This window comes from Marinobacter sp. DS40M6 (assembly GCF_028581595.1).
In the GTDB taxonomy this organism is placed as follows: domain Bacteria; phylum Pseudomonadota; class Gammaproteobacteria; order Pseudomonadales; family Oleiphilaceae; genus Marinobacter; species Marinobacter salarius.
Genome location: NZ_JAFCAE010000001.1, coordinates 416,032 through 440,423, shown reverse-complemented (window position 1 = coordinate 440,423; position 24,392 = coordinate 416,032). Strand labels below are relative to the sequence as shown.

Sequence of the window (24,392 nt, the reverse complement as noted above, 5' to 3'; positions counted from 1 at the left end):
TCGGGCCGACCAACACCGATTATCGGAATTCAGAAAAATTGTCGGGCTTGTTAAGCGCCCAGTCGTAATCGATGTACTCCATCGCAGACGTTTGCGCGACGCGACTCGCCACTGACGCATCCGCCCAGGCCCTGATAAACGCCTTTGGTGTTCCCGATGCCTCTTCGAAATCCGTCGCGTACCACTTGAACAGTTCGGTGACATACGCTGTATCAGTATCGATCCTCAGATGCCGATCCGTATTGAACGCACGCCGGGTATTCTCTGCCAGCAGGTTTTCCAGATTGTCAGCCGTGTAGACAGTCTCCCGCAATGGCGGGCAGCCAACGGACGCACAATTCACCGCGAAGTGTACCCGCGCGTCTTTCCACCCTTTATCTGCGTATTCCTCCCCAAGAAGGATATCCTTCTCCATCTGGTTCAGGCTGTATTCCTGTCCGCCTATCTCAAACTTTTCCCGGTCAAAAACACTGTCCACAAAGGGATTGACGCGACCGCCGTAGTCCCAGACCGAGTCGACGAGTTCTCCGTCCGGTCGCTCAGTCAGGATCTGGTCGATCATGAAGAAATTATAGGCGTTGAGCCAGAAGGCGACGGATTCAGCCTCGCCATCGAGGGTGCCGGTATCGAAATCTGCAAGGCGGTCACGCTGATCCGCCAGCAGGCCGTCGGTCTGCGATGAGGCCAGGGCCGCCTCATAGTCAAATGCAGAAACCAGGCCACCGTCGGTCGTTGTCGACTCTGTCAGGTACTGTGTTAGCAGACGCTGAAACGGGTCAAACGTTGCTTCAGCGGCGGCAGCGGTCACCGGCATGATGACGGCGAACATCATCAGGCCTATCAATCGTCCAGGTTTGTTCACGTCACTCTCCACAGGTCTAAAGGTTCCGAAGGTCTACAGGTTCATCGACTTTGCTCTTTCACCGACACGAAAAGCCGGCCATTGTTACAATGCAATTAGTATTGATAATCGATTACATTTAGTTTAGTTTCCGCATCGTGACGAAAAACAACCATCAGGTGCCGAGAACCATGCTCAAACAACCCAACCCTCTTCGCTATTCCCTGATCTTCGCGCTTGGATGCGCCACAACCGCAACTGCTCAGGAAGGCACCGATCAGGCACCGAAATCTCTTGATACACTTGAAGTAACCGCCACTCGCGGTCTCGACTCCCTCAACGTTAACCCCGGTGCGGTCACCGTGGTTGACCGCGACGCCATCGACAAACAGTCCTCATTGGGTGGCAACGTGGGCGATATTCTGGCCAAAACCGTTCCAGGCCTGTCGCCCTCTACCCACGGTTTAACCAGTGTGGCGCAGACGCTGCGTGGCCGAAACCTGTTCGTACTGATTGACGGCATCCCCCAGACCATCAGCCTGCGCGACGGGCTTCATTCCCTGAACTCCATTGACCCGTCATCGATCGAGCGCATCGAAGTGATCCGGGGCTCCAATGGTGTGTACGGCTTTGGCGGTACCGGCGGCATCATCAACATCATCACCCGCAAGAACGAGAAAGGCGCCCCCCTATACCGCACCGAACTGAATGGTGGTTTCTCGACCGAGCACATCAAGGACAGCGAACAATTCGGGCTATCCCAGAGCGTGACCGGTGGCTCAGGAGCCCTTGACTACCAGCTCCGAGGCTCCTACGAAAAACGCGCTAATGTCTTCGATGCCGATGGCGACCGCATCCCGCCGGACCCGAACGGCCAGGGTGGCATTGCCGACTCCCGCGAGTTCGACGTGCTGGCAAAGCTCGGCTTCGACCTGGACGCCGACAAGCGCCTGGAACTGACCACCAGCTACTACGACATCAAGCAGGACACCAATTACGTCCTTGAAGCGGGCGTGTACGGCGAGCAGAAAACCCGCGCCGTCAAAGGCGACCCGGGCGGCGAGGATCAGGGCACTGAAAACCTGAACGTGAACCTGACCTACAGCGACCAGCAACTGTTCGGCAATACCTCACTGGGTGCGCAGCTGTATTATCGCGACTACATGACCCGATTCGGGTACTTCGCCACCTTCTATCCCGGCGGTGGACAGTCGCTGACCGAATCGGAGCGCATCGGCTCCCGTCTGGACTTTGAAACGCCGTTTGACGTCATGTCTGGCGCCAAGTTGCTCTGGGGCCTGGACACCCTGATGGAAACCACGGCCCAGCCCCTGGAAGACGGGCGGACGTTCGTACCTGAAATGGACCAGAACAGTGTGGCGCCGTTCCTGCAGGCGGAACTTCGGCTGAATCCGAAGTGGACCGTTAATGCTGGTGTCCGCTACGAAAAATTCTGGTTCGAGGTGGACGACTACACCACGGTGTTTGGTGCAGACGTCGAAGGCGGTGAGCTGGAGTACAGCGAAACGGTCTTCAATACCGGGGCCCGATACCAGGTGAACGATGTCTGGGCAGCCACCGCCAGCTTCTCTCAGGGCTTCACGGTGCCGGAGATTGGCCGCACCCTGCGCCAGCCCCAGCAGGGCACATCGCTGGATCAGATCCGCCCTGAGCCACAGGTGGTCGACAACTACGAGGTTGGCACCGAGGCCGTCTGGGATCGCGCCGATCTTGCACTGACGCTGTTCTACAGTGAGTCGGAACTGGGAACCAGCCTTGCGGCAGCCAACGCCAACGAGCCCATTCCCGTGCTGCGCAGCCCTGAACGTATCTACGGTTTCGAGGCAGAGCTCAACACCTATCCCACCCGCGACCTGAGTGCCGGCGGCACCTTCACCTGGATGGAAGGCAAAGTCGATTCTGACGATGATGGCAGCTACGACACCTATCTTGCCGGCAACCGGATTTCACCACTCAAGCTCACCGGCTATGTGGAACACGATACTACTGCGCGCTGGAGCAATCGCCTGCAGGCCATGGTCGTGGGTGATCGCGACCGCTTTAGCGGTAGCGGTTTTGGCCAGGGCGAGGTGGAGTCCTTCACGGTTCTGGATCTGACCAGCACCTGGCGGACCGGCAACGGGGATATCACCCTGGCCATCAACAATCTGCTGAATGAGGATTACTTCCCGGTGATCTCGCAGATCTACAATTTCGACACCCAGTACACCACTGCACCCGGCCGATCGGTGATGGTCAGTTACGGGGTCGACTGGTAAACGGAAGACTGGCAGAACCACACATAAGGCCGCTCAAAGCGGCCTTATGTTTTTTACCACCCAGCAAAGCGACGCCGTAGGGCCCTCGTCCAGGTCCGCACAGGTATCGACGCGCACGACCTCCATGGTGCCGCATCGGGCTGTCAGTGCCCCGGAATCATCATTCGACGCCCAGTCCACTTGCACCACAACCTCCTTGCTGTCATCACAGGAAGCTTCCGGACCAACTGACAGTGCCGCACAAATGTTTCTGTCAGAAAGCCACTCCAGGGCGGAGATTTCAGCGCACTGTTGGGCAGGCGTCAGCAGCGACTGGCCACGATAACAGGGCAGGTAGGGAAGGCCATCTGCCTCATGCTGCAGAAAAGGCAGCACCTGTTCCGGCGCAACGCGGCCGTATTTACGCATGGACGGGAACACCATGATGCTCGCCGCAAGCCGGCATCCGCCCAGATGGGAACTTTCCCAGACCTCAAACGGCAGGTCCCGGTCTGCGACTGTACGGGCGAGCTCCTGATAGGTCGCATATCCAAACTTGGCACAGCACTTGTCCTTGCGGCCATGGGTGCAACACAGCACCAGGGAGTCGGTCATCGCTGCGCCGGCCCACCCACTCAGGTCGTTGCCGGACGCCAGGGCCTCCAGAAACGCCGGCAGGTCACGCCGCTCAACGTCAAAGCTGCGGCCTTCCGGCAACAGGTAAAGCCGGTGACTGTGCTCCGGACGACCACGCTGGTGAATCAGGTTCACCCGCCGTCCACTGGCCGCAAGACGATTGATCCGTGATGCCAGGTCGTCATCCATATCACGGGCGATTCGCAGGCTTCGCGACCACTTCGGCCGCGGCCAACTGATCAGCAGATTGCTCTCGGCATGGGTTGCTGTGCCGGCAAGAGGATCGCCGGCCTCAATACTGTCGACAGTACAGAACCGATGGACGGAGGCACTCATGCCGTTGCCGCCGGCGAGGTGAAGGAAGCAGTCTCTGCCACGGTTCGTTTTACCGGCACACAAACAGGCCGGCCCGCCAAAGGTTCACGGATGACCTGGGCATCAAGATCAAACACCTGCTTGAGGTTGTCGGCGGTAAACACGGTCTCCGGTGGGCCGTCGTGCAGAATCCGGCCCGCCTTCATCATTACCAGCCGGTCGGCGTAGGCCGCCGCCAGGTTGAGGTCGTGGAGCACTACCAACAGCGTCCGCCCCTGTGTGTGCGCCAGGGATACCAGCAGTTCCAGCAGGTCCACCTGTACCTTCAGGTCCAGAAACGTGGTGGGTTCATCAAGCAAAAGCAGATCGGTTTCCTGGGCCAGCACCATGGCAATCCAGCAGCGTTGACGCTGCCCGCCACTGAGCGCATCCACCGGCCGGTCGGCAAACGTCGCAACATCAGCCACCCTCATGGCCTCCTCAACAGCGGCTTCGTCGCGCCGGGACCACTGGCGCATCAGGCTCTGATAGGGGAAACGTCCAAGCCCTACCAACTCCCTGACAGTCAGCCCATCCGGTGCGGTGGGGCTCTGTGGCAGTATTCCGAGCCGTTGCGCGACGGTGCGGGTGGGCTGACGATGGATATCGCTGCCGTCAAGAAACACCTTGCCGGCGCTGGGGGCCAGAGTTCGGGCCAGGGTTTTCAGCAGGGTGGACTTGCCCGAGCCATTCGGTCCCAACAGAACGGTGACACTGCCCTCACGCACCGTGAAATCCACGTCCGTCAGCACCTGCCGGCCGTCGTATCCCGCGCACACTGAGTCACCCCGCAGTCGCGGCTGGCGATCGTAATCCGGGGATGGGGAATGTCGATTCAGGGGCATATTAGAGTCGCTTTCGAGTGAAGTCAGATGATATTATCTCCCATTCTCATTATCAAATTGACCCCATCAAATCAGCCCATAGTTGCTGTCCGCTAAACAACCGGATTTATCATGCACCGCTACGCCAGCTTCCTGCTGCTCGTTACCTGCTTCTTTCAATTCCCCGCAGCAATCGCTGCCATCGCTACCATCCCAACTACTCCGGTAACCACCGTGGAGCATGCCCTTGGTGAAGCAACCATCACGGGCCGGCCAGATCGCGTGATATCCCTGTATCAGGGCGCCACCGATACCGCTGTGGCGCTGGGGATCGAACCCATAGGCGTGGTGGAGTCCTGGACCGAAAAGCCGATGTATCAGTATCTGCGTGAAGACCTTCAGGGCGTGACCTATCTGGGACTTGAAACCCAGCCTGACCTGGAGCGCATCGCCTGGCTGTCGCCGGACCTGATTGTCGGCGCCAGAAACCGGCATCGCACCGTCTACCCCCTGCTGGAGCGCATCGCGCCCACGGTCATACCGGGCGATGTCTACGACTTCAAGGCGCTGCTTACGATGATGGCAAAGGCCACCGGCCGCACGGCTCGCGGTGAGGAATTGCTGAAGCGCTGGCAGGAACGGGTTGCGGATTTCAGAACCCGCATCCGCCAAAAGCTGGGTGAACAGTGGCCTCAGGAGGTGGCAATCCTGAGCTTTCGGGCCGACCATGCCCGCATCTACTATGGCGGCTTCGCCCGCTCCGTGCTGGACGAGCTTGGCTTCTCCGCCCCAGCCTCCCATCGCCAGGAAAGCTGGGGCATAAAACTCACCAGCCAGGAAAGCATCCCGGCCATGGACGCCGAAGCCGTCTTCATCTTCATGGAGGACGATCCCGCCGTTCAGCGCACGTTCAACACCTGGTCCAGCCACCCCCTATGGAAAAACCTGAAGGCCGTGCGGCAAAACGACGTCTATCAGGTGGACCCGGTCACCTGGAACATGGGCGCTGGTATTATTGCCGCCAATCGGATGCTGGACGAACTCTACCAGCACTACGACCTTCACCAACCTGAACATCAGGGGTGCCCACGATGCTGACCACCCCACCGGCAAAAACGCTGGGCGCCATACTCTGCCTGGGACTGCTGCTGGCCGCGACGGTATCAAGCCTGATATTCGGACACATTCCTGTGTCACTGGAGATGCTGATCAACAGCCTGACGGACTACGATCCCGGATCCCTCGAACATCTGGTCATTCACTCGGAACGCTTTTCGCGAACCGTGACCTCCGTGGTCGTAGGTGCCGGCCTGGCCATTGCCGGAGCGCTGATGCAGACGCTGACCCGCAACCCACTGGCGTCACCCGGCATTCTCGGCATCAATGCCGGCGCCATGTTTTTCGTGGTTGTCGGCGCCACGCTGTTTTCGCTGACCTCGCCATCGCAACTGGTATGGGCCGCCTTTACCGGCGCCGCCACGGCCGCCGTGCTGGTGTATTTCCTGGGGCAGGAAGCCGGGCGCGGTGTTTCGCCCGTGCGCACGGTGCTCGCCGGCGTCGCGGTGACAGCGCTGTTTGTCTCCTTTGCCCAGGGGTTGCTGATCCTCAACCAGGACCGTTTCGAAAGCATCCTGTTCTGGCTGGCGGGTTCCGTTTCAGGGCGCGACCTGGATGCGATAGCGCCATTGTTGCCGCTGTTCGGCGGCGCCCTGATCCTCGCGTTGCTATTGTCCCGGCAACTGAACCTGCTCGGGCTGGACGATGAGGTCATCCGCGGCCTGGGGCTCAGAGTAGGGCAGGTGCGATTGTTGATCGGTCTGGTGGTGATTGTCCTGGCAGGCACTTCGGTGGCCATGGCGGGGCTGATCGGCTTTGTCGGCCTGATCGTGCCACACATGGCTCGTGGCCTCTTTGGCACGGATCATCGCTGGCTGCTACCCCTGTCGGCCATTATTGGCGCCACGCTGCTGCTGGCAGCCGACACCCTCGCCAGGCTGGTGATACCACCCCAGGAGATTCCCGTGGGAGTCATGACAGCGCTGCTGGGCACACCGCTGTTCCTCCATCTCGCCCGACACGTGAGGAAAGTATCGTGAGCCGAACCCTGATACTTCGCTCCCGTAACGACCACTGGTCGATCAAACTCAATACCAGGGTTCTGGTGGTCACCAGTGTGCTCGCAGTGTTACTGGCTGTCAGCAGTGTTCTCGCGCTTACATCCGGCAGCCATCCCACCTCGGTTACAGACGTACTCGCCACCCTGGCCGCCCCGGATCAGTCAGAGCTGGCACTGATTATTCTGGAAATTCGCCTGCCCAGAATACTCATGGCCATACTGGTGGGCGCTGCTCTGGGCTCAGCCGGTCTCATCCTGCAAGGTCTGGTGAGAAACCCGCTGGCGTCACCGGATGTCATTGGCATCACCAGTGGGGCGTCGGCCGCAGCGGTGCTGTTTCTCTGGCTCGGAGGTGTCACCGGTACCTCGCTGTTACTGGCGCCCGTCGCCATGGGGGGCGCCTTTGCCGTGGCCCTGGGCATTACGGCCCTGGCCTGGCAGGGGGGGATCAGCCCCGCCAGGCTGGTGCTGGTGGGCGTCGGGCTGGCAGCCGGGCTGACCGCAGTGACCACCCTGCTGTTGGTCCTGAGCCCCGATGCCACCGCAATGAACGCCTATATCTGGCTCACTGGCAGCCTCTACGCCTCGCAGTGGCACGACGTCACCGCCCTGGCTCCCTGGCTGATGGTGTGCTGGCCCCTGGCGCTGATCAAGCTCAGACACCTCGATGCACAATCCATGGGGGAAGATATGGCGCTGGGCCTGGGTAGCGCCCTACAGGGCCATCGTTTGCTGTTCCTGATGCTGGCAGTGGCCCTCGCCGGCTCTGCCGTGGCCTATGCCGGGGCGGTCGGGTTCATCGGCCTGATTGCGCCACACATGGCGCGACAACTCGTCAACAGTGGCCACACGGGGCTGTTGCCCATCGCGGCGCTGGTCGGCGCGTTGATTCTTCTCTATGCGGACTGGGTGGGTCGGGTAGCGTTCATACCCAGGGATCTACCGGCCGGCATTTTCGTTGCGGGCATCGGTGCGCCCTTCTTCGTGTACCTGCTGTACCGACTCAGGCGGGAACTGGGGTGACAGTAAAAGCCCGGAGCACTGAGGCCCCGGGCTTTGGGATGCCGACTGCTCAGAAGTCGAGCTGATAACCAAGGGTGACGGTGCGGCCACGGCCCTGGAAATAGTACTCGTCACTCACCCGGGCAGACTGGGAGTAGTACGTGAAGTAGTCCTTATCCAGCAGGTTCTCGATGCCCAGGGAGAACTTCCCGGCACGGGTCCGGTAGGCCATAGAGCCATCCACCAACCCGTATCCGTCGAAGTCCAGGTCATCTCCTTCGATGTCCCGGTCCAGGAACTGGGTGAACTGAAGGTGGCTCGACAGCCTCTTCGTCCAGGCAGCTGACCAGCTCAGTTTCAGGGTTTCCGGCGCAATATTGATGCCGCTCAGCTCAGTGTCTACATCGCCATCACCGTCGGTGTCGGACTCACCATCCGCATAGGTGTAGGAAAACGCCAGGTTATGCGCGTCGTTCAGGTCCGCATCGGCGGTGACTTCCACGCCCTGGATTTCGGTTTTTTCACGCTTGCCGACCCAGGTGCCATTCACTTCGGTCAGGCGCTCACCAAAGTCAGAATCCGACTCGTAATAACTCACCTCCAGATGGTAACGGTCCCAGTCAAAACGACCACCGATCTCACGGTTATCGGTTACGATCGGCTCCAGCACCAGCAGGTTGTCAACATCCTGACCTTCGTCGCTGATTCCGCGTAGTACACGGCCAACATCTGGCATGCCAAACCCTTCGGAATAGTTGGCAAACAGTTGCACATGATCCGTCGCCTGATAGACAACACCCGCATTGAACAGGGTTTCGTTGAAATCCGGATTGCCACCCTGGACGGTGACGTTGTCCTGGGTGACATTGCTACGGTCGATGGTGTTGTAGGTATCAACCTTAAGCTCCGCATGTTCATAGCGGACACCGGTGTGCAGGGTCAAACGGTCGGTGGCTGCAACATCGCCCTGCAGGAAGGCTGCGTAGTTGCGGAACTGCGATTTGGGTACGTAGGTACGCCCGGTTTCCACCAGCGTCTGGCGGGTTTCATCCTGAAGAACATCCAGGCCCGTTGTCAGGGTCAGGTAATCGTTCAGCAGGCCGTCGCGGGTGAGGGTGAACTTGGCGCCCACCTTGTCGGATTCGTTGCGGGTCTGGTCGAGCTGATCGTTGCCATTGGCGTCCACATAGGGGAAGAACGGCGTGGTGGCAAACCGGGCCCGGAAGGTCTGGCTGTATAGCTGGGTATCCACCTGGTTGCCCAGCCAGTCGCCGTGCGAGTAGGAAAGACGAGCGGTGGTAACCTCATTTTCTCCGGGCTTACCGTCAATGATGCCCGGGCGTGCGGTTGTGGGCACGCCGCGGTCACGGTCTCCAGGTTGTGGCTTTACCGGTACGTATCCACCCTTGCCTTCAAGTTGAAAACGGTTGATGAAAAATTCCACGTTCTGGTCATCGTCCAGCCAGTAACCCAGCTTGGCCAATACGTCATAGCTTTCGGTGTTCTGGAGTTCACCGGGATAAGCCACACCGATCAAGCGATCCTCACCGTCGTAGAACACACCGCGCTCCTGAATGTTCCCGCCCAGAAGATAGTCCCAGCGGCCCTGCTGACCGCTGATCCGGTAGCCCACTTTGTAACCCTGGCCATCGGAGTCCACGTTGTCGTCACTGGTCACGCTGGCCGACACAGACTGGGAAACCTCACCGCTGTCGGGCCTGCGAGTTACAAAATTGATGATGCCACCCGTCGCACCCAGGCCGTGCTCAGCACTGGCACCGTGGATTACTTCGATACGTTCGACCATATCCAGATCGATGGTGTAGCTGTCCCGCGCGCTGTCCCGCAGTGGATTGCTCTGCGGCACACCGTCCACCAGGAACAGGGGTGACCGGCCCCGGAAGGTTTCACCGGCGTTGGACAGTTTCTGACGGCCCGGAGAGTAGGAAGGAATCAGGTTGCTCAGCACCTGGCCGGGGTCATTGGAAATCGCCTGCTGTTGTTCGATCTGCTCGCGGGTAATGATGGTTGTCTTCTGCGGAGTCTCTCCCGCTGTGCTTTTGTTGCGGGTGGCCGTGATAACCAGGTCCGGTAACGCTTTGGCGTTGTCGCCGGATTGGGTATTGGACGAAGATTGCGCCAGTGCAGAACCGTGAACAGCCGCTATGGCCAGCGCCAGCAGCAGGGGACGTGACTCCGGAGTTTTCATAGACAAATCTCGAATGGTTAATGCATTTTGCCCGCACCTTCAGGATGACAGACATTACCTCATGTTAACGAGGTGCAAATGCTAACAATTCTCATTGTCTAAATCAAAACCATCAGTTCTTACAACGAGAGGCGCTCGACGGCCAGCCGGGAAACGGCATTCAACTCTGCCCCGTCCGACGTTGCATAATCGCTGATCTGCTGTTTCATACTCCGGGCCCAGAACTTCCTGATGTGGGTGGCGACCACCTCCGCCGCCTCGCCCTCATCGCCATGATGGAGGTTGTTATCACTGATCTGGTTGATCATCTTGATCAGGTTCCGCAACTGCTGGTCACTCATGCTCGCGTTCCTCGGAAGGTTGGCCACTGTCGCCCCGATTGTAGATGACATGCCGCCCAGGGCGGGCGAACCCGATCAGGGTCATGCCGGCCGTTCGCGCTTCCCGGACCGCCAGTGCCGTGGCCGCAGAGACAGCCACCAGGCAACCGATACCGACACTGGCACTTTTCTGCACCATCTCGAAGCTGGCGCGACTGGAAACCAGTGCAAAGCCATCGTCGAAGGCCGACTCGCCCTTCTTGTGTATCCGTGCGCCGATCAGTTTATCGAGTGCGTTATGACGGCCGACATCTTCCCGAACCAGTTCGATGCGGCCCTGGCTATCGCACCAGGCTGCACCGTGGGTGGCGCCGGTCTGTTCCTGCAGGGGCTGGTAGTGCCGAAGGCTGCTCAGAGCGCGCTGAACGTCTTCATCATCCGGTATCGGGCGAAGCGGCACGCGTGGGATCGCCCGGACCGCATGGGCCAGGGATTCGGTGCCGCATAGCCCGCAGCCGGTTCGTCCGGTCATATTCCGTCGCTGTTGGCGCAAACGGGCAAAACAGTCGCCGGCGATGTGCATCTCGATAGCGATGCCCTCGTCGACGGCATGTACGTTCAGGTTAAACAACTGCCCGGGGCTGTCGATAATGCCTTCGGTCAGACTGAAACCCAGTGCAAAATCCTCCAGATCACAAGGCGATGCCATCATTACCGCATGGGATATGCCGTTATAAACCATCGCCACCGGCACCTCTTCGGCGACACTATCCTGACCGGGGGCGCCCTCAATGCCCCCATGAACCTCCACCGGGAGGTCACAGGACGCTGGCGCACCCTTCTCAGGGTCCGGCCCCATCACTGGCATGACTGCCAGCTCCGGGTTATTTGAGTGCCGTGGCATCGGGTTGCTCCATATGGCTGGCCGACGGTTCCAACAACCCTTGCTGGCGCTGGTCAAACTGCTCGAAGTGGCGTTGCCATTCCGACGGCTGCGAGACCTTCTCCACCTGCACCGCAGTCACCTTGTATTCCGGGCAGTTGGTGGCCCAGTCAGAACTGTCGGTGGTAATCACATTGGCACCGCTGCCCGGGTGGTGGAAGGTGGTGTACACCACCCCCGGCAACATGCGATCACTGATTCTTGCCCGCAGGACCGTCTGGCCCACACGGCTGGTGATGCCCAGCCAGTCGCCCTCGCGGATGCCCCGGAGTTCGGCATCGCTGGGATGAACTTCCAGTACATCCTCCTGATGCCACTGGCTGTTCTCGGTGCGTCGGGTCTGGGCACCGACATTGTACTGGCTCAGGATGCGACCGGTGGTCAGCAACAGCGGGAACTTGCGATTGGTTTTTTCCTCGCTGGCAACATACTCGGTGACCGCAAACTTGCCCTTGCCGATCGGGAAATCGAGGGTGTGCATGGTGGGCGTGCCGTCGGGATGCTCGTCGTTACAGGGCCACTGGATGCTGCCCAGTTCGTCCAACTTGTCGTAACTGACACCGGTAAACGTCGGCGTCAGCCGGGCGATCTCATCCATGATATCGGACGGATGACGGTACTGCATCGGATAGCCCAGCGCGTTCGACAATGCCATGGTGACTTCCCAGTCTTCCATGCCCGCCACCGGCGCCATCACTTTACGCACCCGGTTAATGCGGCGCTCGGCGTTGGTGAAAGTGCCGTTCTTTTCCAGGAACGTCGAACCCGGCAGCAGCACATGGGCGTACTTGGCGGTTTCGTTGAGGAAGATGTCCTGCACGATCAGGCAATCCAGCGAACTGAGCGCGGCTTCCACATGCTGGGTATTGGGATCGGACTGGGCAATGTCCTCGCCCTGCACATACATAGCCTTGAAGCTGCCGGCGATGGCGGCATCAAACATGTTGGGAATCCGCAGGCCCGGCTCATCGTCAATGGCCACATTCCAGGCCTCCTGAAACCTGGCTCGAACGGCCGGGTCGCCCACATGCTGATAGCCCGGCAGTTCGTGGGGGAAGGAGCCCATGTCGCAGGAACCCTGAACGTTGTTCTGCCCCCGTAACGGATTCACGCCAACGCCTTCACGGCCGATGTTGCCGGTGGCCATGGCCAGGTTGGCAATGCCCATCACCATGGTGGAGCCCTGGCTGTGCTCGGTGACCCCGAGGCCGTAATAGATGGCGCCATTACCCGCTTCACCATAGGCCCGCGCGGCCTGGCGTACCAGGTCGGCAGACACCCCCGTGACCGCCTCGAGGGCTTCCGGAGAGTGTCGCTCCTCGGCAATGAATTCCCGCCATTGTTTGTACTGCGCGGGCTCACACCGGCTTTCGATGAACGTTTTGTCTTCCAGGCCCTCGGTCACAATCACATGGGCCAGGGAATTGATCATCGCCACGTTGGTGCCCGGGCGTAGCGGCAGGTGAATGCCTTCGGTGCCGTGAGGTGTTTTCAGCAGGTCGATGCGGCGTGGATCGATCACAATCAGCTTCGCGCCCTGGCGCAGCCGCTTGCGCATCTGGGAGGCGAACACCGGGTGTGCATCGGTAGGGTTGGCACCGATTACCACGATGGTGTCGGCCTTCATCACCGAATCAAAGGTCTGTGTTCCCGCGGACTCGCCCATGGTGGTCTTCAGACCAAAGCCGGTGGGGGAATGGCAGACCCGCGCACAGGTATCGGTGTTGTTGTTGCCGAACGCGGCGCGGATCAGCTTCTGCACCAGATAGGTTTCCTCATTGGTGCAGCGTGAGGAGGTGATACCACCGATGCTTTCCCGGCCATATCTGGCCTGGGTGTCCTTGAGCTTTCTGGCGGAGAACTCGATGGCCTCCTCCCAGGACACCACTTTCCAGGGGTCGTTGATGGAGTCCCGGATCATCGGCTCCTTGATGCGGTCCTTGTGGGTGGCATAGCCAAAGGCAAAGCGGCCTTTCACGCAGGAGTGACCGTGGTTGGCATCGCCGCCCTTGTAGGGAACCATGCGCACCAGCTGGTCGCCTTTCATCTCCGCCTTGAACGAGCAGCCCACGCCACAGTATGCACAGGTGGTGACCACGCTGTGCTCGGGCTGGCCGGCGTCGATCACGCTCTTTTCCATCAATGTGGAGGTGGGGCAGGCCTGCACGCAGGCGCCGCAGGACACGCACTCGGAATCCATGAACGGATCGTTCTGGCCCGCAGATACCTTGGAGTCGAAGCCGCGGCCGTCAATGGTCAGGGCAAAGGTGCCCTGCACTTCCTCGCAGGCACGCACGCAACGTGAGCAGACAATGCACTTGCTGGGGTCGAAGCTGAAGTAGGGGTTGGAATCGTCCACTTCCACGTCCAGGTGGTTCTCGCCCTCAAAACCGTAGCGCACTTCCCGCAAACCCACGGCGCCGGCCACGTCCTGCAGTTCACAGTCGCCGTTGGCCGGGCAGGTCAGGCAGTCCAGCGGGTGGTCGGAAATATACAGCTCCATGATGTTGCGCCGGAGCTTGGCCAGCTTGCCGTTCTGGGTAGTGACGGCCATGCCCTCGGACACCGGCGTGGTACAGGAGGCCGGATAGCCGCGGCGGCCCTCGATCTCCACCGCGCACAGGCGACAGGAACCGAAGGCTTCGAGGTTGTCCGATGCGCACAGCTTGGGAATGTTGATACCCGCCAGGGTGGCTGCCCGCAGCACCGAAGTGCCTTCGGGCACTGCGATATCGGTGCCGTCAATGGACAGGCTAACCAGGGTTTCGGAGGTGCTGGGCTGCGTACCATAGTCGATATCGGGGTTCAGGCCGCCTGTACCTCGATTACCCGTACCTCGATTTAAAGTGCCCGGATCAAAATATTGCAACATCGTTATTGCCTCCACTCGCGTCGGTCAGGCTGTCAGGTCGTCCGGAAAATGTGTCATCACGCTCTGTACCGGGAACGGGGTCATGCCCCCCATTGCGCAAAGGGAACCGTCGACCATGGTCTCGCACAGCTCTTCCAGCAGAACCAGATTGGCCTCACGGTTCTCACCGGCGCGTATCCGGTCAATCACCTCCACACCACGTACCGATCCAATCCGGCAGGGCGTGCATTTGCCGCAGGACTCCACGGTGCAGAACTCCATGGCGAACCGGGCCTGCTCTCCCATGTCCACGGTGTCGTCAAAAACCACCACGCCGCCATGGCCGATACCCGCGCCAAGCTGGCCGAAGGCCTCGTAATCCATGGGCGTGTTCCACTGATTTTCCGGCATATACGCCATTAGCGGGCCGCCCACCTGGACGGCTTTCATGGGTCGGCCCGAGAAGGTGCCGCCACCGAAATCTTCGAGGATCTCCCGTAAACTAACGCCAAAGGCCAACTCGATCAGGCCACCCTGGCGGATGTTGCCCGCCAACTGGATCGGCAGGGTGCCCCGTGACTTGCCCATGCCGTAGTCCGCATAGGCCTGGCCACCCTGAGCCAGAATGAACGGCACAGCGGCAAATGACAGTACGTTATTGACCACGGTAGGCTGGCCGAACAGCCCCTTGATCGCGGGCAGGGGCGGCTTTGCCCGAACCAGGCCGCGCTTGCCCTCCAGGCTTTCCAGCAGCGAGGTTTCCTCACCACAGATGTAGGCGCCCGCCGCCAGCCGCACTTCCAGATGGAAGGCACGACCGCTGCCCCGGACATCCTGGCCCAGATAGCCTTCGGCTTCGGCACGGCGGATCGCTTCATTCAGAATGCGGTGCGCCACCGGGTATTCCGAGCGCAGATAGATGAATCCCTGGGTCGCCCCCACCGCCAGCCCGGCAATAGTCATGCCTTCAATCAGCATGTAGGGGTCGCATTCCATGGCGAGCCGGTCTGCGAAGGTGCCGGAATCGCCCTCATCGGCGTTGCAGACGATGTACTTCTGCAGCTGCCAGGGCTCGTCATGCACCGTCTGCCACTTGATACCGGTGGGAAAGGCTGCGCCACCCCGACCACGGAGGCCGGAGGCTTTGACCTCGTCGACAATGCCCTGGGGCTCCACGCTGATCGCCGTTTCCAGGCCGTCAAAGCCGCCATGATCACGATAGTCGGTAATCGACAGCGGATCGGTGATGCCAATACGGGAAAAAGTCAGGCGTTGCTGGCGTTTCAGGTAGGGAATATCGGCCACCGGGCCAAGAAACAGAGGATGGTCGGGCGCACCATCGAACAACCCGGCCTCCACCAGCCCCTGAACGTCATCCGGTTCCACCGGGCCATAGCCGATCCGGCCGCTGGCCGTCTCGACTTCCACCATTGGTTCAAGCCAGAACAACCCTCGGGAACCGTTACGAACCAGTTCAATAGCCACACCCTGAACTCCGGCATGGTGTTCTATCAGTCTCGCCACGTCATCCGCCCCCATGGACAGGGCGGTGGTATCGCAGGGCACGTAGATTCTGGTTGCCATCATCGATGCTCCCGTGATCACCGGATGTCCAGCGCGGATGTGGTGAGCTTGTCCGCCAGGCGATCAAACTTCTGCGGCGTCATCCGACCGTGGATATCGTCATTCACGCGGATGGAAGGGGCACAGGCGCAGTTGCCCAGGCAGTAGACTGGCTCAAGGGTGAATTCGTTGTCGGCAGTGGTACCGTGATAGTCCACACCAAGGCGATCCTTGATGTGGGCTTCGAGCGCCCGGCCGCCCATGGACTGGCAGGCTTCCGCACGGCACACATGGATAACCTTGCTGCCCACCGGATGAGTGCGGAAATGGTGGTAGAAGCTGATCACACCATGGACTTCGGCACGGGTCTGCTGCAGCGCCTCAGCGATGATGGCCACGGCGCCCTCGGGGATGTAACCAATCCGGTTCTGGACGGCGTGCAGGATGGGGAGCAGGGCGCCAGGCTTGTGTTTCAGGGCGTCCACTTCCGCCCGGACCATGTCAGGTGTCCAGTCGCTGGCGTAAGCCATGGCGCCGAGTGATTGCTGATTCACCTCTGACATATGCATAATTGTTCCTATTATTTCTTGTTCTGTTACAGTATCTGAACAGTGATAGTCATACGCTACCACTCCATCATCGCCGACGGAATATGAATAGGAATGCATAAGAAAAGGCTGTCTATTTCCCCTGCCTGGGTCTTCCGAACCGATAACGGTGAGCTGTTCGAGCCGGTATTATTCCGCCTGCTCGAAACGATCCGAGACAGCGGCAAACTGACCGCGGCGGCAGAGGCGGCCGGCGTGTCTTACCGCCACGCCTGGAACCTGCTCAATCGCAGCTCCGATGTTTTCGGAATGCCACTGGTGATCATGCGCAAGGGGCACGGCACCGAGCTGTCCGCCCTGGGCGAGAAATTGCTGTGGGCAGATCAGCGGGTCAAAGCCCGGCTCGGGCCTCAGATCGACAGCATGGCGTCCGAATTTAACGACCAGATCCAGCAACTGCTGGCCGGTGAGCACCCGGTCCTTCGCCTTCACGCCAGTCATGGTTATGCCGTGGCCCTGCTCCCGGAGTTCTCAGATCGCGTTGAAGTCAACCTCCAATACCGCAACCCCGAAGAGGCACTGACCGCCCTCAATCGCGGCGAATGCGACCTGGCAAGCTTTCACTTTCCCACCTGCCCGGAACGGGCCCGGGAAATCATGGCCCATTACCAGCATCAGCTGGCCGGCAAACAATTCCGGCTGATTCGTTTTGTCACCCGGCGCGAAGGCCTGATGATGCGCAAAGACGCCCCGGTGAAGGTCCATAACCTGTCGGAACTGGCCGCTTCCGGGCTCCGTTTTATCGGCCGTGATCGCCATTCCGGCACCCGCATCCTGTTCAACCTTCTGCTACGTCAGGCGGGACTCACTGAAAAGAGCATCAACCGCTCGCCTCAGCACGAGTTCACACACACAGCCGTCGCTGCCTTTGTCGCGTCGGGAATGGCGGATGTAGGCTTCGGCGTGGAAGCGGCGGCCAGCCAGTTCAACCTTGATTTCGTGGAAATGGCCAGCGAGCACTACCTCCTGCTCTGCCATGAAGAGCGGCTGGGGCAGGACAACCTGTCGCACCTGATTGAGCTGATGCGCTCGCAGGCCTTTATCGATCGGATCGAACACCTTCCCGGCTATGAGCCGGACAGTCCGGGAACCATCACCACCTTTGAACAGCTACTCGCAGGCACGGGCTGAACCGAGTCGAAAATCCCCGTAAATGGTCGCGCATAAAAAAGCCGGACGTCGGTCACCCGACATTCCGGCTTTCTTGCGGATGGCGCCTGTCTGTGGCTACTCAGTCTTTACGTAAATCCGGATTCAGCGTGTAGGTACCGGTCACCCGGGCGCTGGCCAGAACGTGACCTGCCATGGCTTCACGAACTGCGGCACCATCGAACTCACCATCCAGCCCCAGAGTTTCAACATCCAGCGCGTGCACTTCGTAGTGGTAATGATGGAGGATCTCATCGTTCCAGGGCGGACAGGGACCATCGTAACCGGCATAGGTTCCTGCCATGTCGGGATTGCCAGCCAGGAACTGGGTGTAGTTGTTCACGCCACGAATACCGATCGGGCCCGGACCGGGCTCCTTTCCCTTGGGAATCACACCATCGCTGTCCTCGCCCTCGGGGATGCGGGACGTGGCGGCCGGCACGTCCACCAGCAGCCAGTGGAAGAAATCCACCCGGGGAATGTCCTTCGACACGGTTTTGCCTTCCTGATTGACGTCGTCCGCCACGCTGGGCACGTCCGGGTCAAACATCATCACCACGAAACTCCTGGTGCCCTCCGGCGCGTCCTCCCAGACCAGTTCCGGGTTGCGGTTGGGGCCAAAGCTCATGTGGTCCTGTTCGCTGTAGACACCAAACGCGAATTTCTCCGGCACCGGCTGGCCTTCTTCAATACCTCGAACCTTGATTTTCACAGTCCTGTTCTCCTGTACCCTTGATGGTTTTGCTTACCTGATAGCACGGTTTTAACAGTGGCGTTGTGGGTCTGTCCAGATCCATACCGTACCCAAGTCCAATTCTTGGCTGGCTCCAGGCGTGTTACGGTTGCCCAAGATTCGCTATGAAACCAGAGGAAAACCATGAGCCACGACAAGCCAACCAGGCCCCAGAACCCCGACAATCAACAGGACGAAGACGCCATTGCTTTCGCCCAGGGGTTGTTCGAACTGGCCCGGAATGGTGGTGCCGGCCCCCTCAGCGTGATGCTCAACGCCGGCGTACCCGTGGACATCCGCACCAACACCGGTGACAGCCTGCTGATGCTCGCCTGCAGCAACAGCCACAAAGACACCGCGCGCCTGCTGCTGGAACAGGGTGCCGACCCCAACCTGGCCAACGACCAGCTACAAACGCCCCTGGCCAGCGCGGTGTATCAGGGCAATACCGACATTGTAGACCTGCTGCTGACCTCCGGCGCCGACGTCGACCATCGCCCGGCAGGCGCCAAAACACCGCTGATGGTCGCCGCCATGTTCAATAGGGTGGATATGATTGGGCGTTTGCTGGAAGCAGGCGCGGATAAATCGTTGAAAGATGAGGATGGGCAAACGGCAGAGGATCTGGCCCGGACCATGGAAGCGAACGAGGCTATCGGGGCGTTGTCGTCGTAGCGGCAGAATCACGAACAAAACGCCTCAGCGTGACTTCGACCGTCACCGCCAGGGTTTCGAGTGTCTCGGCACGAACCCGCCCCTCCGCAGGCGCCCGGTAAAAATGCGGCGTCATCGCCAGCAGGTCGGCAATCGCCTCCTGGCTTTCCAAGGTCAGTGAATAACGAATCGTCTCTGTCCCCAGACTCAAAAAACCTTCAGGCACGTCAACAGCTGGCGGCTTTTCGGGTTTGAGCGACGGATAGATAATCTCCCGCAGTTCCCGCAGGTGATCGGGGCCAGCGTCGGCCTGGATCAGGATGCCGCCGGGTTTGAGCACACGGGCAAACTCACTGTAGACGGGAAAGCCAAACAGGCAGAGTACGCAATCCAGGCTGCCGTTCAACACCGGCAGGTTAGCGTTACTGCCGACCAGCCAACGGGGGCGCTTATCCTGCTTCGCGGCGGCCAGGGTCGCCCACTTGGAGATATCCACTCCCACCAGCGCAAGAGACCTCTCCGTATTTGCCGCTGCCAGTTGCCGGAGGTAATAGCCCTCTCCACACCCAGCGTCCAGGCAGGCCAGTGGTTTGGCATCGGCGGCTCCGGGCGCCACCGCTTTGTTCACGGCCTCGGCAATGGGCTGATAGAAACCGGCATTCAGGAAGCGCCGGCGCGCCGCCACCATGTCCTTGCTATCACCCGGGTCCAGCGAGCGCTTCTTCTGGACCGGCAGCAGGTGCAGGTAGCCCTGGCGGGCAACATCAAAACTGTGACCAGCCGGGCAACGCCAGCAGGTACCGGACTGGTTCAGGGGCTCACCGTCCAACGGGCAGGCCAGGGCGCTGAAGGTGTCCATGCTCACAGGCTCGCGGCCTCCGGCCCTGACGTGCGGCTTGAGAAGCGGCGGATAAATGCCCAGAATAACGACGCAGCGATCAGACAAGGGACGCCACCGTGAAGGGCGAGATTATCCATTACACCCGGGACGCACTCGGTGGCATTCTGGTGGTCGACTATCGCAAACATCGGGTGATGACCTTTGATTCGGTGTTTGAGCAAAGCAAGATAGATCGCCGCAGGCCCCATCTTCCCGTTCATGAGTACAGCCGCGCCATGCTGTTGCCAGTTGCCTTTGCACAGCCCGCACACGCCACGATTCTTGGCCTCGGCGGCGGCGTGATGGCCGGTGCGCTGTTGCACCTGCTGCCTGACTGCCAGGTACACGCGGTGGAATTGCGGCCCCGGGTGCTGGAGGTGGCCCGCGAATACTTCAGCCTGCCGCATTCCGCCAACCTGACAATGACCATCGGCGATGCCAGGGACGCCCTCGGCAAAGCGCCGGACGGTAGCAGCGACCTCATCCTGGCCGACATGTACAACTCCGACCGCATGAGCCCGGCCCAGGCCCAGCGGCAGTTTATCAGACAATGCAGCCGGGTACTTGGCGACGACGGCTGGCTCGCCATCAATTATCACCGCACGCCGGACATCAATGGTCCGTTGTTCCACCAGCTGCGCGCGGGGTTTGCAGTCCTCCTGCTGTTCAAGAGTAAAACCAACAACACGGTGATCTTCGCCAGCAAGCGCCCCTTTGAAGCCCTGCACACCAAAGACCCCACCCTGGTGGCGCTGGAAAACCGCCTGCCTATCGACTGGCGACGTTTAATGGGGCGGGTGATTCGCCTGAACTGATCGACCTCTGCTTTCCTTCTCAGCCTCCATTTCTCCTCACAAAGTAGCACCTGCCCGGCCCGGAGGTCGCATTGTGCCCGCATGGCAAATCTCTAGCATGGATCTGACCAACAACAAGAAATCGATGGAGAGAGACCATGCCCTTGCGGCTATTGCTGCTGTTGGTCCTAGCCTGTTTTCCCCTGGCGACGTATGGCGCCCTGGACGATGAGAAGCAGACGTTAATCCAGGAACTATTCCCCAAGGCCACAGACATTCGTGACCGGTTGCCGGACTACCCGGTGTACCCGGTGTATCAGCTTCAGGAGCTGATAGGCTACGCCTACGAATCCCGCGATATCAGTCCACTCCAGGGCTTTGCCGGGAAACCCGTCAGCATGTTGATCGGGCTCGACAGCCGCGGCCGCTTTACCGGCATTCGCATTCTCAACCATCACGAACCGGTGTTTCTTCATGGACTTGGCGAAGAGCCACTGTTCGAGTTCATCGACCAGTACGAGGGCCGCTCCCTCACCGAACAGATTGTTATTGACACGTCAGGCTCTCGCAGCGGCAAAAGCCCGGACGGCAACGTGGTGCATTTCGACGGCGTGAGTAAGGCCACGGTGTCCGTGCTGATCATCAACGACACGGTTCTGTCCTCGGCCCTCAAGGTGGCTCGAAAGAAGCTCGCCGGATTTACTCAGGAAGCGCCTACCCGGGCGAAAACCGATCTCTACCAACCGCTGTCGTGGGCGCAACTGTTCGAACGGGGGTACATCGGCCACTGGCGTATCAGCTCTGCGGCGATCGAACAGAAACTGGGCTCGCCCCTGGTGGATTATCCCGAGGCGTCGCAACCTGACCCTGGCGAGCCTTTCGCCGAGCTGTTTTTCGGCTACATCAACGCACCAATGGTGGGCCGCAATCTGTTGGGCGACGAAGGTTTCCAGCGGCTGAAAGAAAAGACGGGGCCAGACGCCCAGATACTGGCCGTCATGTCCCGCGGACTTTACCCACACCTACCGGATGACTTCACCCCAGGAAGCTCACCGGATCGCCTGGGATTGCAGCAAAATAGTCTGTCGCTGGACATTCGCGATATCAACGTGTTCGACCAGAACATACAGATCAACGCCGACGGCATGCCGGAGTTCGCCCGGACAACCCTGTTCCGGGTCGGCGGCAACGCAGGCTTCAATCCCGGTGCCGAAGCGACTCTGAAGCTGGGCGTCACATTGCGGAAGAATCACCTGGTTGCCGACAGCACCGAGCTGGAGATCCCGATGGCCTTTGCGCAGGAGCTGTTCGAAGCCGTCGAGGTGACACCTCGGCCAGAAGACAATCGCCAACCGGTGTGGATCGGGCTATGGAAGGAACGCTGGTTGACCATTTCCCTGTTGGTCCTCAGTCTCACCCTGTTGACGGTGTTCTTCGCCCGCCAGCGCACCCTGAGCCAATATCCGAAACTGGTGCATCGGTTCCGCTGGGGCTTTCTGTTCTTCACCCTGTTCTTTATCGGCTTCTATGCTCAGGGTCAGCTTTCGGTGGTGAATATCTACACCCTGTTCCTGGCCATCTGGGACGGTTTTTCACTCAACGTATTCCTGATGGACCCGGTGCTGTTTATCCTGTGGACCTACACCTTTATCAGCCTGTTTGTCTGGGGGCGCGGGCTGTTCTGTGGCTGGCTATGCCCCTTTGGCGCGTTGCAGGAGATGGCGGCCTGGTTGGGCGAGAAACTGAAGTTCCGCCAGGTGAAAGTACCGGAAAAATGGCATCGGCGGCTGATTCTATTGAAGTACCCGATACTCCTGGTGCTGGTGGGAACGGCGTTCTATTCACTGGAACTGGCGGAGAAGCTGGTGGAAGTGGAACCGTTCAAAACCGGCATCACGCTCATCTTCGTGCGTTATTGGCCGTTCGTGGCCTATGCCGTTGGCCTGCTGGTGGTGGGCATGTTCATCCACAAGTTCTACTGCCGCTACCTTTGCCCGCTCGGGGCCGGCCTGGCGGTTCTGGGCAAGCTGCGCCTGTTCAGTTGGCTCGACCGGGTGGAGCTGTGCGGCAAGCCTTGCCAGCACTGCAAGAACAGTTGCGGAATCAATGCGATCCATAAAGATGGCCGGATTGACTACAACGAATGCATCCAGTGCCTGGAGTGCGTGGTGATTCTGAAAGACCAGAGCCAATGCGTGGACAAGGTGCTGGAGAAGAAACGCCAGCGCCAGGCGCAAATACTGGCAACGGATGCGGGCTGAACCGCACCCGTAGCGTCAGGGAATCGTTCCGTTACTTCTTCTTTTCCCAGGCAAACTTCTGGAATGGCTCGTCAACCGGCGTTTCCGCAATGTGGTTGATGTAGTTGCTCATGACTTTCTGGGACAGCACCAGGATCACTTCCAGTACCTGACGATGCTTGTAGCCAGCACCATAGAACGCATCCAGGTCTTCCTTACCGACATTGCCTTTCTTGTGCATGACAGCCAGCGTGAACGTCCTCAGGGCTTCAAGCTTGTCACTGGGCAGTGGCGTCTCGTCGCGCAACGCGTTGATGATGTCGTCCGACACTTCCATCATCTTGGCGATTCCGGTGTGCGCCGGTACGCAGTAATGGCAGGCATTCTCTACGTTGATGGTCTGCCAGACAACGGTTTTCTCATCATTGTCAAAACTGCTTTCCAGCACCAACCGGTGCAAGGTCTGATAACCCTCAAGAGTTCCTGGTGCTTCTGCCATGATCCCGTGCAAACTGGGAATCATGCCAAAGCCCTTGACTGAATTTTCCAGAAGCGGTTTTGATTTTTCGGGCGCCGATTCGACATCGTGGATGGTGAAATCCGTCATAACACTCTCCTTTCGGTTAATATTGAGCGTTCATTCAATTACAGACCCACGGTAACTGTTTTTGAGCGATCACTCAAGTTATCATTACGAGGAATTAAATCACCCGTCGTTGGCAGGTACCCATGGCCAGAAACGCTCGTTACGATCGACAAATCGCGCTAGACAAAGCAATGAACCTGTTTTGGGAGCGGGGCTATGCCGGCGCTTCCATGAAGCAGATTGAGCAGGCTCTGGACATGCGCCCTGGCAGCATTTATGCAACCTTTGGCAGCAAGGATGGACTGTTCAGCGAAGCGCTGGCTGCCTATGCACAGAGAAGCGGGCTGGAACTGCGCGAGCACTTGGCTGGAAGTCCGTCGGTGATGGACGGGCTGCAAGAGCACCTTCGTTGCATCGCACGACAGGCCAGCCCCGGCGGCGAGTCGCCATCCCGCGCCTGCATGGTCGTTAAAACCCTGCTCGAAGCCAGTAACACCAATACGGCCATTGCAAACCAGGCGAACTCGATCCTGAGCGCTATTGAGCAGGCCCTGACTGAACTTCTGGAGCAGGCGAAACGCCAGGGCGAGCTGGCACCAGGAACCCATTGTGCCCGGCTGGCAAGACTGCTTCAGGCACAGATCATTGGCCTCCGGTCTTTTGCCCAGCGGGAGATCAGCTCTGAACAGGTCGCTGAGCTTGCCGAAGACATGGCCGCCATGCTCGATCACTATCGTGCCCGCCACTAGACCCCGCCCGCTCAGGGCCTGCCCCGGATATAGGTACTAACGGCGAATTGTCCCTGTCACAACAGTGCGTTAGCATTACCGC

The 24,392-nt window shown here is 59.7% G+C and carries 21 protein-coding genes; 9 read left to right on the top strand and 12 right to left on the bottom strand.

What is annotated here, in order from left to right; genetic code table 11:
• Positions 1–19 precede the first annotated feature (19 nt).
• A complete protein-coding gene (locus JJO78_RS01925; protein WP_226909996.1) occupies positions 20–862 on the bottom strand; it encodes a DUF547 domain-containing protein in 843 nt (280 codons plus the stop codon).
• 170 nt (positions 863–1,032) lie between these two features.
• Here JJO78_RS01925 and JJO78_RS01920 point away from each other — a divergent pair, with 170 nt between their 5' ends.
• Entirely contained in the window at positions 1,033–3,120 is a 2,088-nt protein-coding gene (locus tag JJO78_RS01920; RefSeq protein ID WP_075196339.1) for a TonB-dependent receptor, read from the top strand.
• Positions 3,121–3,153: 33 nt separating this feature from the next.
• Here the strand turns inward: JJO78_RS01920 and JJO78_RS01915 are convergent, their stop codons facing one another.
• Together JJO78_RS01915 and JJO78_RS01910 are read right to left on the bottom strand one after the other, a co-directional pair.
• Positions 3,154–4,071 carry a sucrase ferredoxin gene (locus JJO78_RS01915; RefSeq protein ID WP_075196340.1) on the bottom strand — a complete coding sequence of 306 codons (918 nt, stop codon included), beginning with the start codon at positions 4,069–4,071 and terminating at the stop codon, positions 3,154–3,156.
• Complete coding sequence (locus JJO78_RS01910) at positions 4,068–4,934, bottom strand: ABC transporter ATP-binding protein (protein WP_075196341.1); 867 nt, start codon at positions 4,932–4,934, stop codon at positions 4,068–4,070. The genes JJO78_RS01915 and JJO78_RS01910 overlap by 4 nt, the downstream gene beginning before the upstream one ends.
• A 111-nt stretch (positions 4,935–5,045) precedes the next feature.
• Between JJO78_RS01910 and JJO78_RS01905 the strand changes: the two genes are divergently transcribed.
• The 3 genes from JJO78_RS01905 to JJO78_RS01895 are packed head-to-tail and all read left to right on the top strand — an operon-like array spanning position 5,046 to position 8,052.
• Positions 5,046–6,011 (top strand): ABC transporter substrate-binding protein, encoded by a 966-nt coding sequence (locus JJO78_RS01905; RefSeq protein ID WP_075196342.1) that lies wholly within the window; start codon positions 5,046–5,048, stop codon positions 6,009–6,011.
• Complete coding sequence (locus JJO78_RS01900) at positions 6,005–7,009, top strand: FecCD family ABC transporter permease (protein ID WP_075196343.1); 1,005 nt, start codon at positions 6,005–6,007, stop codon at positions 7,007–7,009. The genes JJO78_RS01905 and JJO78_RS01900 overlap by 7 nt, the downstream gene beginning before the upstream one ends.
• On the top strand, positions 7,006–8,052 hold the full coding sequence (locus JJO78_RS01895; RefSeq protein ID WP_075196344.1) for a FecCD family ABC transporter permease: 1,047 nt from the start codon (positions 7,006–7,008) through the stop codon (positions 8,050–8,052). The genes JJO78_RS01900 and JJO78_RS01895 overlap by 4 nt, the downstream gene beginning before the upstream one ends.
• Positions 8,053–8,101: 49 nt before the next feature.
• Here the strand turns inward: JJO78_RS01895 and JJO78_RS01890 are convergent, their stop codons facing one another.
• The 6 genes from JJO78_RS01890 to JJO78_RS01865 form a co-directional block, all read right to left on the bottom strand.
• Entirely contained in the window at positions 8,102–10,240 is a 2,139-nt protein-coding gene (locus JJO78_RS01890; RefSeq protein ID WP_075196345.1) for a TonB-dependent receptor, read from the bottom strand.
• Between the two features lie 119 nt (positions 10,241–10,359).
• Positions 10,360–10,581, bottom strand: coding sequence for a formate dehydrogenase subunit delta (locus JJO78_RS01885; protein WP_075196346.1), 222 nt, complete (start codon positions 10,579–10,581; stop codon positions 10,360–10,362).
• On the bottom strand, positions 10,574–11,464 hold the full coding sequence (gene fdhD / locus JJO78_RS01880; RefSeq protein ID WP_083637256.1) for a formate dehydrogenase accessory sulfurtransferase FdhD: 891 nt from the start codon (positions 11,462–11,464) through the stop codon (positions 10,574–10,576). The genes JJO78_RS01885 and fdhD overlap by 8 nt, the downstream gene beginning before the upstream one ends.
• Positions 11,445–14,375, bottom strand: a complete 2,931-nt coding sequence (gene fdhF / locus JJO78_RS01875; protein WP_151983088.1) for a formate dehydrogenase subunit alpha — start codon at positions 14,373–14,375, stop codon at positions 11,445–11,447. Before fdhF ends, fdhD begins: the two co-directional genes overlap by 20 nt.
• Positions 14,376–14,399: 24 nt before the next feature.
• Positions 14,400–15,938: a formate dehydrogenase beta subunit gene (locus JJO78_RS01870; protein WP_075196438.1), complete on the bottom strand. Its 1,539-nt coding sequence runs from the start codon at positions 15,936–15,938 to the stop codon at positions 14,400–14,402.
• 17 nt (positions 15,939–15,955) lie between these two features.
• A complete protein-coding gene (locus JJO78_RS01865) occupies positions 15,956–16,447 on the bottom strand; it encodes a formate dehydrogenase subunit gamma (protein WP_075196439.1) in 492 nt (163 codons plus the stop codon).
• 132 nt (positions 16,448–16,579) lie between these two features.
• Between JJO78_RS01865 and JJO78_RS01860 the strand changes: the two genes are divergently transcribed.
• Positions 16,580–17,656: a substrate-binding domain-containing protein gene (locus tag JJO78_RS01860; protein WP_075196349.1), complete on the top strand. Its 1,077-nt coding sequence runs from the start codon at positions 16,580–16,582 to the stop codon at positions 17,654–17,656.
• Between the two features lie 100 nt (positions 17,657–17,756).
• Here JJO78_RS01860 and JJO78_RS01855 read toward each other — a convergent pair whose 3' ends face one another.
• A complete protein-coding gene (locus JJO78_RS01855) occupies positions 17,757–18,386 on the bottom strand; it encodes a YbhB/YbcL family Raf kinase inhibitor-like protein (RefSeq protein WP_036207624.1) in 630 nt (209 codons plus the stop codon).
• Between the two features lie 165 nt (positions 18,387–18,551).
• On the opposite strand from JJO78_RS01855, the gene JJO78_RS01850 reads away from it, so the two are divergent.
• The gene (locus JJO78_RS01850; protein WP_075196350.1) at positions 18,552–19,082 is read left to right on the top strand and encodes an ankyrin repeat domain-containing protein; all 531 of its coding nucleotides are present in this window, start codon (positions 18,552–18,554) and stop codon (positions 19,080–19,082) included.
• Here the strand turns inward: JJO78_RS01850 and JJO78_RS01845 are convergent.
• The gene (locus tag JJO78_RS01845) at positions 19,060–20,007 is read right to left on the bottom strand and encodes a putative RNA methyltransferase (RefSeq protein ID WP_227662328.1); all 948 of its coding nucleotides are present in this window, start codon (positions 20,005–20,007) and stop codon (positions 19,060–19,062) included. The two genes, JJO78_RS01850 and JJO78_RS01845, sit on opposite strands and share 23 nt — an antisense overlap.
• Positions 20,008–20,018: 11 nt before the next feature.
• Here JJO78_RS01845 and JJO78_RS01840 point away from each other — a divergent pair, with 11 nt between their 5' ends.
• Together JJO78_RS01840 and JJO78_RS01835 are read left to right on the top strand one after the other, a co-directional pair.
• Positions 20,019–20,756, top strand: a complete 738-nt coding sequence (locus JJO78_RS01840; RefSeq protein ID WP_075196351.1) for a spermidine synthase — start codon at positions 20,019–20,021, stop codon at positions 20,754–20,756.
• 137 nt (positions 20,757–20,893) lie between these two features.
• Positions 20,894–22,996 (top strand): NosR/NirI family protein, encoded by a 2,103-nt coding sequence (locus JJO78_RS01835; RefSeq protein ID WP_075196352.1) that lies wholly within the window; start codon positions 20,894–20,896, stop codon positions 22,994–22,996.
• Between the two features lie 31 nt (positions 22,997–23,027).
• On the opposite strand, the gene JJO78_RS01830 is transcribed toward JJO78_RS01835, so the two are convergent.
• On the bottom strand, positions 23,028–23,582 hold the full coding sequence (locus tag JJO78_RS01830; protein ID WP_075196353.1) for a carboxymuconolactone decarboxylase family protein: 555 nt from the start codon (positions 23,580–23,582) through the stop codon (positions 23,028–23,030).
• A 122-nt stretch (positions 23,583–23,704) separates the two neighbouring features.
• On the opposite strand from JJO78_RS01830, the gene JJO78_RS01825 reads away from it, so the two are divergent.
• Complete coding sequence (locus JJO78_RS01825; RefSeq protein WP_036207639.1) at positions 23,705–24,310, top strand: TetR/AcrR family transcriptional regulator; 606 nt, start codon at positions 23,705–23,707, stop codon at positions 24,308–24,310.
• Positions 24,311–24,392 lie beyond the last annotated feature (82 nt).